Source organism: Dolomitihabitans soli, assembly GCF_022213955.1.
GTDB classification, from domain to species: domain Bacteria; phylum Actinomycetota; class Actinomycetes; order Streptosporangiales; family Streptosporangiaceae; genus Streptosporangium_A; species Streptosporangium_A soli.
On the sequence record NZ_JAKNTW010000002.1, the window covers coordinates 172,762 to 183,548 of the forward strand.

General features: G+C 70.7%; 11 protein-coding genes. 4 read left to right on the forward strand and 7 right to left on the reverse strand.

Annotated features, from left to right (window positions below; translation table 11 throughout):
• Nucleotides 1-76: 76 nt before the first annotated feature.
• Together MBA17_RS05665 and MBA17_RS05670 are read right to left on the reverse strand one after the other, a co-directional pair.
• The gene (locus tag MBA17_RS05665; RefSeq protein WP_238495202.1) at nt 77-1,090 is read right to left on the reverse strand and encodes an aldo/keto reductase; all 1,014 of its coding nucleotides are present in this window, start codon (nt 1,088-1,090) and stop codon (nt 77-79) included.
• Nucleotides 1,091-1,103: 13 nt separating this feature from the next.
• On the reverse strand, nt 1,104-1,535 hold the full coding sequence (locus tag MBA17_RS05670; RefSeq protein ID WP_238495203.1) for a PPOX class F420-dependent oxidoreductase: 432 nt from the start codon (nt 1,533-1,535) through the stop codon (nt 1,104-1,106).
• Between the two features lie 292 nt (nt 1,536-1,827).
• Here MBA17_RS05670 and MBA17_RS05675 point away from each other — a divergent pair, with 292 nt between their 5' ends.
• Nucleotides 1,828-2,697 carry a helix-turn-helix domain-containing protein gene (locus tag MBA17_RS05675; RefSeq protein WP_238495204.1) on the forward strand — a complete coding sequence of 290 codons (870 nt, stop codon included), beginning with the start codon at nt 1,828-1,830 and terminating at the stop codon, nt 2,695-2,697.
• A 134-nt stretch (nt 2,698-2,831) separates the two neighbouring features.
• Here MBA17_RS05675 and MBA17_RS05680 read toward each other — a convergent pair whose 3' ends face one another.
• Nucleotides 2,832-3,458, reverse strand: a complete 627-nt coding sequence (locus MBA17_RS05680; RefSeq protein WP_238495205.1) for an anthrone oxygenase family protein — start codon at nt 3,456-3,458, stop codon at nt 2,832-2,834.
• Nucleotides 3,455-4,300 (reverse strand): NAD(P)H-binding protein, encoded by an 846-nt coding sequence (locus MBA17_RS05685; RefSeq protein ID WP_238495206.1) that lies wholly within the window; start codon nt 4,298-4,300, stop codon nt 3,455-3,457. Before MBA17_RS05685 ends, MBA17_RS05680 begins: the two co-directional genes overlap by 4 nt.
• Nucleotides 4,301-4,386: 86 nt before the next feature.
• Here MBA17_RS05685 and MBA17_RS05690 point away from each other — a divergent pair, with 86 nt between their 5' ends.
• Nucleotides 4,387-5,325: an AraC family transcriptional regulator gene (locus MBA17_RS05690; RefSeq protein ID WP_238495207.1), complete on the forward strand. Its 939-nt coding sequence runs from the start codon at nt 4,387-4,389 to the stop codon at nt 5,323-5,325.
• A 13-nt stretch (nt 5,326-5,338) separates the two neighbouring features.
• On the opposite strand, the gene MBA17_RS05695 is transcribed toward MBA17_RS05690, so the two are convergent.
• Both MBA17_RS05695 and MBA17_RS05700 read right to left on the reverse strand, forming a co-directional pair.
• Nucleotides 5,339-6,868: a sugar ABC transporter ATP-binding protein gene (locus MBA17_RS05695; protein WP_238495208.1), complete on the reverse strand. Its 1,530-nt coding sequence runs from the start codon at nt 6,866-6,868 to the stop codon at nt 5,339-5,341.
• Between the two features lie 109 nt (nt 6,869-6,977).
• On the reverse strand, nt 6,978-7,778 hold the full coding sequence (locus MBA17_RS05700; protein WP_238495209.1) for a DeoR/GlpR family DNA-binding transcription regulator: 801 nt from the start codon (nt 7,776-7,778) through the stop codon (nt 6,978-6,980).
• Between MBA17_RS05700 and MBA17_RS05705 the strand changes: the two genes are divergently transcribed.
• The gene (locus MBA17_RS05705; protein WP_238495210.1) at nt 7,764-8,417 is read left to right on the forward strand and encodes an ABC transporter permease; all 654 of its coding nucleotides are present in this window, start codon (nt 7,764-7,766) and stop codon (nt 8,415-8,417) included. The genes MBA17_RS05700 and MBA17_RS05705 overlap by 15 nt on opposite strands.
• A gap of 415 nt (nt 8,418-8,832) precedes the next feature.
• Entirely contained in the window at nt 8,833-10,002 is a 1,170-nt protein-coding gene (locus MBA17_RS05710; RefSeq protein ID WP_238495211.1) for a cellulose binding domain-containing protein, read from the forward strand.
• Between the two features lie 100 nt (nt 10,003-10,102).
• Here MBA17_RS05710 and MBA17_RS05715 read toward each other — a convergent pair whose 3' ends face one another.
• Nucleotides 10,103-10,765: a TetR/AcrR family transcriptional regulator gene (locus MBA17_RS05715; RefSeq protein ID WP_238495212.1), complete on the reverse strand. Its 663-nt coding sequence runs from the start codon at nt 10,763-10,765 to the stop codon at nt 10,103-10,105.
• Between the last annotated feature and the right edge of the window lie 22 nt (nt 10,766-10,787).

Sequence of the window (10,787 nt, forward strand, 5' to 3'; positions counted from 1 at the left end):
GCGGAGCGGGGGCGACCGGTGACCCGCGTGGCGGTGTCGCCCCCGACCACCCACCCGCGTGCAAGCCATCCCTCGATCACCACGGCGCGGAGCGGGGGCGACCGGTGACCCGCGTGGCGGTGTCGCCGAACACGAAGGGGCTCGGCTCGCACTCGGCGATGAAGTCGCCCGGGAAGCCCAGCTCGAAGTCCACCGCCGACTCCAGTTGCCGGATCGCCTCCTCGGGCAGGTGGACGTCGACCGAGCCCAGGTTGTCGGCGAGCTGCTCGACGCTGCTCGCCCCCATGAGCGGGTGCACGCCGGCGAACCGGGAACGGGTCCAGGCGAGCGCCACCTGGGCCGGGGTGACCCCAAGCTCGTCGGCGACCTTCTGCACCGCGCGGGCGGCGGCGTGGTCGCGCTCGGTGAGGGACGCCGGGTCGACCCGGCTCCCGGGCTTGACCCCGCCGGGACGGGTGACTTTCCCGGACAGCACCCCGCCGGCGAGCGGCGCCCAGGCCGCCACGCTCATCCCCAACCCCTCAGCCATCGGCAACAGCTCTCGCTCGACGTCCCGTCGCAGCAGGTTGTAGGGAACCTGAAGGCCGGCGAACGGCGTCCAGCCGCGCCACTCGGCCAGGGTGTTCGCTCGGGCGACCACCCAGGCCGGCGCGTCGGAGATCCCCACATAGAGGATCTTCCCGGCGCGCACGGCGTCGTCCAGGGCGCGCATCGTCTCCTCCACCGGCGTGTGCCGATCCCAGATGTGCACCCAGTACAGGTCGATGTAGTCGGTGCGCAGCCGCCGCAGGCTCTCCTCCAGCGACAGGGTGAGGTTCTTGCGGTGGTTGCCGCCGGCGTTCGGATCGCTGTGGTCGCGGGAGAGCGTGTACTTCGTGGCGAGCACGAAGCGGTCGCGACGGTCGTCGAGGATCTCGCCGACGATGCTCTCGCTCTCTCCGTACGCCGAGGCCGTGTCGATCACATTGCCGCCCGCCTCGGCGTACAGGTCGACCAGGCGGCGGGCCGTCTGCGGGTCGCCGAAGGTCATCGCGCCGAGGAACAGCTCCGACACGCGCAGCCCGGTCGTGCCCAGCAGTCGATAACGCATGGAATTCTCCCTTTCAGTGCTGTGTCACGTCGCGTGCGGACAGCTCGAACGAGCCGTTGTCGATGCCCCACGACAGGATCCGCCGCGGCAGGACCCGGATGTACGCGTGATCGAACGGGAACCCGGCGTCGAGGCTCTCGCCGACCTCCTTGCCGCCGTCGGTGTGCGTCTCCGCGTGCCCGCGGATCTCGATGCCACGGGGGGTCCACGGATCGACGGCCGCGAGATCGTCGATGACCAGCGCGACGTCCGGCCGGCGCTCGGCGTCGCGGAACTTCCTGCTCGCGGCCATGTCCAGGCCGCCGATCACGATGGCCTGGGTGCCGGGCTCCAGGAAGAATCCCACCGGTTTGACCTGCGGCCTGCCGTTGGGGCCGACGGTCGCCAGGCGTCCGAGCGGCTGGCCGTCCAAGTAGGCGACTTCGGCGTCGGTGAATGTGGTCAACGTCTCTCCAAAGGTAATGGTCGGTCGGGCGCCTCACCACCATGCTGGGCCGGTCGCTCGGGAGGAAGGCCGGGCTGAGGGTAGCCCTGGCAGGGCCACGCTGGGATGAACGGCTCGGGCGAGGCCCTGCCGTGTGATCGCCATCGGCACGGGCGAGGCCCTGCGAGACGGTCACCACCGCCACAGACCAGACCCTTCCAGGCGGTCACCACCGCCACCGGCCAGGCCGTTCCAGACGGGTCGCCACCGGCACGGCCACGCTGGGCGGTCGTGGAGCCGGTAGGCTCCGTTCGTGACCGATAACGCGCTGGGCACCTTCCTGCGCAACCGCCGGGAGGCTGTCGCACCCGCCGAGGTGGGGCTCCCCACTGGTTCCCGTCGGCGCGCGCCCGGTCTGCGCCGGGCGGAGCTCGCCACCCTCTCCGGGATCAGCGTCGAATACCTCACGCGGCTGGAGCAGGGACGCGACCGCCGCCCTTCCCTCCAGATCCTCGGCGCGCTCGCCGACGCCCTGGGCCTCTCCCCCGACGAACGGGTCCACATGCACCGTCTCGTCAAGCTGGGCGACGGCGGATCATGCCTCGGAGCCCAGCCGCCGCCCCAGGTGATGCGCCCCACCGTGCGTGCGCTGCTCGACCGGCTCGACCCCGCTCCGGCGCTGGTGGTCAACCGGCTGGGCGACGTGCTCGCCCGCACGGCCGGGTACGAACGGCTCGCCGGGCCGGTCGGCCTGCTGGACGGTCTACCGCCCAACCTCGCCAGGTTCGTGTTCACCGATGACCGGGCGCCGGCCGTCTTCCCCGACTGGGAGCACGTCGCCGACGAGCGGGCCGCCGGACTGCGGACCGCGGCCTCCCTGGGCGACGGTCCGGCCGCGGCGCTCGCCGAGGAGCTGAGCATCACCGCGGGCGTCTCGTTCGCCGGTCGGTACGAGACGTCGGCCGTCCTCCCCGAATACACCGGCGTCGAACGGTGGGCGCATCCCGTCGCGGGCGAGCTGCGGCTGGCCTACGAGAGCCTGGAGCTGCCCGGCACCGACGAGCACCGGCTCGTCGTCTACCTGGCGGCCGACGACGCCACCTCGTCCGCCCTCGCTCACCTATCCGAACCCGGAGCCGAACCCGGAGCCGACGCGCTGGCCACGGCGACCGCCCGGCGTTGACGGCGAATCGGAAAGCCTGACATCTCTCGGACCCACTGCATCTGACTGTCACCCGTCGTAGACGACGTGGAAGGGGTGTCGCAAGGTTCGTGCGCACTGACGGCCTGTCTCGTCCGGGCCTGGTCGTCTGATCCCTACCGCTGGTCTCTCCTGGGCGCGGGTTCCTGGTGCCGCGGTCCCGGTTGCTGCGGTCCTCCGTACGTTGATCCGGGGTGCGGCCGTACGTGCTGCGGGCCCGCGTGCCGCTGGACCTGGTTCGCCGGTTTCGTGGTGGCCGGTTCCGGCCTGTCACCGCTGGTCAGGGCGAGACCGAAGGCGATCACGCCCAGGGTGCAGGCGATCGCACGGAAATTGTTCGCCGGATTCCAGTACGTCAGGAACCGCGACCATTCGGCCGCGCCCTCCGGTGTGGTGGGATCGACCGCCGCGAGTTGGTCGTTCAGTGGGACGTTGATGGCGGTGGTGATCATCATGCCCGCGAGGTAGAGCACGGAGCCGGTCAGCGACCACCACTTGCCCGGGCTGTCCTGGATGAGGCCGAGCACGGGAAGCACCAGGCAGACCAAGCCGGTGCCCATGAGGATCAGCATGAAGAGCGGGTTGTAGATCTGGACGTTGACCACGTTCATCGTGGCGGCGCCCTGGCCGGCCGGCATTCGTTCCAGCGAGCCCATCACCGAATTGCCGTAGGCGAAGAACACCCCGCCCATCAGCGCGGAGCCGGTGAGTGCCGCGAAGGTGAGGATTCTGATGAGGGTCATGTCGACCACGCCCCGGTCAGCGCGGCGCTTCGCGCCCAGTCGGTGAAGTCGCGAGGTTCCCGGCCGAGTACCTGCCGCACGCCGTCGGAGACGTACTCGGAACGGTGGTTGCGGATCACCGTGAACAGGTCGCGGAGGGCCTCGGCCTCGTCTAGGGATGCGCCGCTTCCGACGATCTCGGCGACATGCTTCTCGGGTTCGACGTCGACGTACCCGATCTGCCGGCCGGTCGCGGCGGAGAGCTCGGCCGCGACCTCGGTCAGGATGAGTGTGCGCGGACCGGACAGCGAGTACGTCTCGCCCGTGTGCTTCTCGTTCAGCAGTGCGGTCACCATCACGTCGGCGACGTCTTCGGTGTCGATCCACGGCTCAGCGCCATCGCCTGCCGGCAACCGGAGCTCGCCGGCCACCACCTGGCCGTGGATGAAGTCTTCGCTGAAGTTCTGCATGAACCATGCGGGCCGGACGATGGTCCAGTCGACACCGCTGTCCTTGACCGCGTTCTCCAGTTCGAGCTGACCCTGGTAGACCGCGAACTCGCGGCCGGGACTGCCGACGCCGCGGCCGGACAGCAGTACCACCCGGCGCAAGCCGTCCGCTGCCGCTTGCTTGACGAACCGCCCGGCCTGCGCGAGTCCCGGCGGGTCGACCAGCGGGGCCAGGTAGGCCGTGTCGATCCCGGCCGCCGCCGTGATCCAGGTGCTTTCGTCGTGCCAGTCGAACCGCTGCTCGCTCGACCGCGAGGCCAGCCGGATCGGGACGCCGTGCGCCTGGAGCTGCCCGGCGACGTGGCGGCCGGTCTTGCCTCTGCCGCCCAGGATGAGAATCGGTGTGGTTGTCATAGCCCTAGTTCATCGCGAAGAGATGAGACAAACCATGGTTGTGTGCCGCATTTCCATGTCTGAGAGTCTCAGCTAAGCTGGCGGCCATGGATGTGCTCGACGATCTGCTGGCCGGTACCAAGGCTCGCGGCGGGATCTTCAACCTGACGATCATGGACCCGCCGTGGGCGGTGCACATCGCCGACGAGGCGCCACTCGCGCTCGCGTCCCTCGTGCGCGGCTCGGCCTGGATCGTCCGGGACGGCGCGGAACCCGTCCGGATGGAGGAGCGCGACGTCGCCGTCCTGCGTGGCCCGGAACCGTACGTCGTCGCCGACGAGCCTGGGACCGCACCGCAACTGCGAATCCACCCAGGCGGACTCTGCGAACCTCTGCCTGGAGCCCCCGTCGACTACAGCGCGCGGCTCGGGGTCCGGACGCACGGCGGACGCCCGGAAGGCGCCGCGATGGTGGTCAGCGGCACCTATCAACTCGACGGTGACGTCAGCCGCCGGCTGCTCACCGCCCTGCCATCGGTGCTGGTGGTACCGGCTGCCGAGGTCGCCGGACATGTGATGGATCTGGTGCTCGGCGAGATCCAGAACGACGAGCCCGGCCAGCAGAGCGTGCTGGACCGGTGGCTCGACCTGGCGCTGATCACCACGCTGCGGGCCTGGTTCGCCCGGCCGGAGTCGCACGCGCCGGGGTGGTACCGAGCCCAGAGCGACCCGGTCGTCGGCTTGGCGCTCCGCCTGCTGCACGAGGCTCCAGCGCATCCGTGGAATGTCGTCGAGCTGGCCGAGCGCACCGATGTCTCCCGCGCAAGCCTGTCCCGCCGCTTCACCGCCCTGGTCGGCGAAGCGCCGATCGCGTACCTGACCGGCTGGCGGATCACGCTGGCCGCCGACTCTCTGCGGACGACCGACGACACCGTCGAGACGATCGCCCGTCGCGTCGGCTACGCGAACGCTTTCGCCCTGTCCGTCGCCTTCAAGCGCGTCCGCGGCATCAGCCCGACAGCCCACCGCCGCTCGCCGGCGGCCTGACCGTCCCGACGGCTCAGACGGGGGACGGCGTGGCGGCCATGGCGGCCATGATGCCCTCCTCGGTCACCGCGGGGCCGATCAGCTCGCCGGTGACCGTACCGTCGTGCAGCACGATGACGCGGTCGCAATTCTCCACCAGCTCCGACACATCGGAGGAGATCAACAGTACGGCGAGGCCGTCCACGGCGAGGTCGTCGATCAGTTCCCGCAGCTCCGTCCGGGCCGCCACGTCGACCCCGCGGGTGAGCTCGTCTAGGAGCAGAATCCTGGGGTTCATCGCCAGCCACCGGGCGAGCAGCACCTTCTGCTGGTTGCCGCCCGACAGTTCGCCGACCGGCTGCCGCGGCGAGACGGCCTTGATGCCCAGACGGCCCATGAAGGTCGCGACGATCCGGTCCACCCGCGTGTCGGAGACGATGCCCGCGCGGGAGAGGCGGGGCAGGGCGGCGAGCGCGATGTTGTCGCGCACGGAGAGTGTGGGGACGATCCCCTCGGTGGTGCGGTTCTCCGGGACGAGGCCGACGCCGGCCCGGATGGCTCCCCTGATCGACCATTTGCGCGGCGGGCTGCCCGCGATCGTGACCTGGCCCGCGTCCACGGCCAGCACGCCGGCGATGGCCTTGGCGGTCTCGCTGCGGCCGGCGCCGAGCAGCCCGCCGAGGCCGAGCACCTCGCCCTGCCGCAGGGCGATGGAGACGCCGGACAGCACGTTCCGGCGGGTGAGGCCGGTGGCCTCCAGGATGGGCAGGTCGGCGGGCGGGTCGAAGACGCCCGCAGGCGCGGGCTCGCCGCCGCCGGCCGGGGTGCCGCGGCGGAGCGGGCTGCCGACCATCAGGGAGACCAATCTGACCCGGTCGAGCCCGGGCAGCGGTCCCGTGTGCACCACCTTGCCGTCGCGCAGCACGGTCACCGTGTCGCAGGTGCGGTAGAGCTCCTCCAGCCGGTGGCTCACGTAGATCACCGAACGTCCCTCGTCGCGCAGCCGGGCCACGGCCGAGAACAGGGTCTCCATCTCCGGCGGCTCCAGCGACGACGCCGGTTCGTCCATCACGACCACCCGGGCGTCCATGGAGGCGGCCCGGGCGAGCGCGACGATCTGCTGCGCGCCCGCGCCGAGCGAGCCGAGCGGCCGGCGGACGTCGGTGTGCAGGCCGTACGTCTTGACGATCTCCTGGGCGGTGGTGTGCATGTGGGCGAAGTCGATCAGTCCGAAGCGGCCGCGCGGTTCCCTTCCGAGGAACAGGTTGCGGGCGACGCTCATCGGCGGGACCAGGTTGGACTCCTGGTGGACGGCGGCGATTCCGGCGCGCCTGGCCTCGGCGGGCGAGCAGGACCGGACCGGCTCACCCAGGTAGCGGAGTTCGCCGGCGTCGGGTTGGTGGACGCCGGTCAGCAGTTTGACCAGGGTGGACTTGCCGGCGCCGTTGCCGCCGACGAGCGCGTGCACCTCGCCGGGCCCGATCGTGAAGGAGACGTGGTCCAGCGCGCGGACACCCTGGAAGCTCTTCAGGATGCCGGCGGTCTGGAGAACCGTGCTGCCCATCTCGCGCGACCTTTCAGACGCCCCCGATGAACCGATCGGTGAGTCCCCTGGGAAACATTCCCGTAACGGAACGAACGTTATCGCGTCACAGCCGATCAAATCCAGTCATTCAGAGTCGGGCGACGTGCAGGCGGACGCCCCGGCCCGCGAGCTCGTCGAGCACGTCGCGGGGAGCGCCGTCGTCGGTGACGAGGTGGTCGAAGGTGGGCACGGTCTGCACCATCGTGTCGATACCGATCTTGGTGTGGTCGGCGAGCACGACCACCTCCTCGGCCGCCGCCGCGAGCGCCCGGTCGGTGCTGGCGACCTGCATGTTGGGGGTGGAGAGGCCGCGTTCCGCGGTGAGGCCGTTGCCGGAGATGAAGGCGCGCCGTACGCGCAGGCCGGACAGCGACTGCTCGGCGGCGCTGCCGACCAGGGCGAGGATGGAGCCGCGCAGGGTGCCGCCGGTCAGCATGACCTCCACGCGCGGGGAGTTGGCCAGCGCCTGCGCCACCAGCAGGGAGTTGGTGACCACGGCCAGTTCGGTGTTCCTGTTCAGCCGCCTGGCGAACTCGTGGGTGGTGGTGCCGGGGCCGATCACGATGGCGTCGCCGTCCTCGACCAGGGAGACGGCCAGGTCGGCGATCGCGGTCTTCTCCGCCGAGGCGACCTGTGCCTTCTGCGAGTGGGTGGGCTCCCTGGACAGCTCCCCCGGCAGCGTCGCGCCGCCGTGGTGACGGTTGAGCAGCCCTTCGGCCTCCAGGGCGCGCAGGTCGCGGCGCACCGTGACCTCGGAGGATCGCACCGCCTGGGCCAGCTCACGCAGCGAGACCGCGCCGTTGGCCCGGACCAGCTCGATGATGCGCTGGCGGCGCTCGGCGGCGAACACGGGCCGCCGGCCGTCGCCCGGCGCGTGTGTCTCGCCCACGGTATCCACCTGTCCGTCCGCGCTCGCAGCCTGGCCGAATCCGATCATAGTCGGCCACCGACACCCTCGCGAGCGTGGCTCGCAGGATCGATTTCTGACCGATTTAGAACGAGTCTGATCGTCAAGGATCCCGCCTTCGCCACGCTGGGCCAGGGCGAACTCCTGGGCCTGACCTACCCCGTCTACATCACCATCGCCCTCGCCCTGGGCGGCATGCTCCTGCTCCAGCGCACCGGCTTCGGCCAGAACGTCTACGCCGTCGACGGCAACGAACAGGCCGCCGCCCTGATGGGCGTCCCCGTCGCCCGCACCAAGATCTACGTCTACCTCATGTCGGGCCTGCTGGCGGGCCTGGCCGGAGCCCTCAACGCCGCCCGGCTCTCCTCGGGCGTCACCATCCTCGGCATCGGCCTGGAACTCGACGTGATCGCGGCCGTCGTCATCGGCGGCACCCTGCTCACCGGCGGCGCGGGCGGGCTCACCGGCACCATCTCCGGCGTCCTGCTCCTCGGCGTGATCCAGAGCCTCATCAACCAGGTCGGCAACCTCACCTCCTCCTTCCAGCAGGTGGTCAGCGGCCTGTTCCTGGCCCTCGTCGTCATCGCCCAACGCCTGCTCAGCAAGGCCCAACGCCTCTAAGGAGGACGTACGGCAGGCCCCGTGCCGACCACCCGCCGCCGCCACCGGCGGCGTGCGGGGTCCACGCTCCTCGGCCGCCGTGGCCGATCGCCGTCACGGCAGGCCCGCCGGCCATCTCCTCCGGTTGTTGAGTCCGGCTGCCACAACGGACACGTAAGACCGCGATTTGCCGGTATTGCCCCAGTGGCCACGTGCGCCTATGTGTCCGACGTGGCGATGATCTTGCGCTGCTCCTCCTGCGGGTGTCGGCCGCCGAATCCTGCGGTTGAACCAGCGGATCCACTCCAGCGAGCCAGCCGAAACGGCGATCGGCCACCCCCACCTGAGAAGCGCTGCCCCGCGGACCGTGACCGTCGACGGCGAGCAGCGTCAACGTGGCCTGCCGTACATCCGAAGCACCGGTCCGGGGTGAAAGTTGCAGGACGCGTCGCAGGTCGGCCTGCCGCCCGGACGGTTCTTCTTCCCCAGGACGCTCGCGGCTTCCTACGATCATGCCGGGCTACGACGGGAGACCGGCATGGGCAAGAAGGCGTATCTCACCATTCTGACGGGCTTGGTGCTGGCCCTGGCGTACTCGATCGTGGGGCCGACGAATCCGGCGCACGCGGCGGCCGTGCGGATCATGCCGCTGGGCGACTCGATCACCGGCTCGCCGGGCTGCTGGCGGGCCCTGCTCTGGAACCGGCTGGTGAACGCGGGCCACACCGACATCGACTTCGTCGGCACCCTCGGCCCCCAGGGCTGCTCGGTCGCCCACGACGGGGACAACGAGGGGCACGGCGGGTTCCTGGCCACCAACGTCGCGGACCAGAACCAGCTGCCCGGCTGGCTGTCGGCGGCCAGGCCCGACGTGGTGCTGATGCACTTCGGCACCAACGACGTGTGGAGCAACCGGCCGACGGCGACCATCCTGGCCGCGTTCGGCAAGCTGGTGGACCAGATGCGGGCGAGCAACGCGAACATGAAGATCCTGGTCGCGCAGATCATCCCGATGAACCCGAGCACCTGCGGCGAGTGCGCGCAGCGGACGGTGGCGCTGAACGCGGCGATCCCGGGCTGGGCGGCCGGCAAGTCCACCGCGCAGTCGCCGATCGTGGTGGTCGACCAGTGGACCGGCTTCAGCACGGCCGCCGACACCTACGACGGGGTGCATCCCAACGCGGCGGGCGACAAGAAGATGTCCGACCGGTGGTTCCCGGCGCTGGCCGGCGTCCTGGGCGGCGGCGGCACGCCGTCACCGACGCCGACGCCCACCCCCACGGTGACCACGCCGCCGCCCACCGGCGGCTGCTCGGCGGCCTACAAGGTGGCGAACTCCTGGCAGGGCGGTTTCCAGGGCGAGGTCACCGTGCGCAACGCCGGCCAGACCACGCTGCCGGGCTGGACGGTGCGATGGTCGTTCACCGGTGGCGAGCAGGTGACGCAGTCGTGGAACACGACGCTCGGGCAGAGCGGCGCCGGGGTCACCGCGAAGAACGTGGGCTGGAACGGCTCGCTCGCGCCCGGTGCCACCGCGACCTTCGGCTTCCTCGCCTCAACCGGCGGCGCTCCCGGCAACCCGGCTCTCACCTGCGCGGCCGGGTGAAAAGTCGCCGCGCAGATGCCTGGCCTCAACCGGCGGCGCTCTCGGCAACCCGGCTCTCACCTGCGCGGCCGGGTGAAAGTCGCCGCGCAGATGCCTGGCCTCAACCGGCGGCGCTCTCGGCAACCCGGCTCTCACCTGCGCGGCCGGGTGAGATCCGCTTGTCCAGGCCGAGCGCGTGCACGACGAGATGATCGAGGGTGTCCATGAGGCGTTCGGCATCCGCGACGCCGCCCTGGGCGAGCCACAGGTAGAGGGAGTGGTCGATCATCGCGCCCAGGGCGGCGGCGGCGAGTTCGGGATCGAGGTCGGGAGCGATCCGGCCCGACCGCTGCCACCGCCTGATGGCGCCCGCCGTACGCCTGACCGAGGCGGCGCGGTGCCTGCTGCGCAGTTCCCTGAAGTCCTCGTTGAAGGTGGCGACCTGCTCGATGATCGCCATCATCCGGGCGTTGCGCAGGTACGCCTCGTAGTAGGAGCGGTTGGCGCCGCGCACCAGGGCGAGCGGGGTGCCGCCGGTCCTTCTGCCGCGGTCGCCGCCGAGCATCTCGGCGAACAGTTGCTCGGCGACCTCCCTGAACACCTCCTCCTTGGAGTCGAAGTAGGTGTAGAAGGTGCCGTAGGCCACATGGGCGCGCGTGGTGATCTGGGAGACGCGGGCGTCCAGGTAGCCGACCTCCTCGAAGACCTCCCGTGCGGCGGTGACGATCCGTTCGCGAGTACGGGAGCCTCTGCCGGTCAGCGACCCGGTGAGTAACGGTGTCATGTTGACGATTGTCCCCGCCGAG

Bases quoted from the DNA above. Each gene is read 5' to 3' on its own strand.
- MBA17_RS05665 (WP_238495202.1), bottom strand. From the start codon at position 1,090: ATGCGTTATCGACTGCTGGGCACGACCGGGCTGCGCGTGTCGGAGCTG.
- MBA17_RS05680 (WP_238495205.1), bottom strand. From the start codon at position 3,458: ATGACCCTCATCAGAATCCTCACCTTCGCGGCACTCACCGGCTCCGCG.
- MBA17_RS05685 (WP_238495206.1), bottom strand. From the start codon at position 4,300: ATGACAACCACACCGATTCTCATCCTGGGCGGCAGAGGCAAGACCGGC.
- MBA17_RS05690 (WP_238495207.1), top strand. From the start codon at position 4,387: ATGGATGTGCTCGACGATCTGCTGGCCGGTACCAAGGCTCGCGGCGGG.
- MBA17_RS05695 (WP_238495208.1), bottom strand. From the start codon at position 6,868: ATGGGCAGCACGGTTCTCCAGACCGCCGGCATCCTGAAGAGCTTCCAG.
- MBA17_RS05715 (WP_238495212.1), bottom strand. From the start codon at position 10,765: ATGACACCGTTACTCACCGGGTCGCTGACCGGCAGAGGCTCCCGTACT.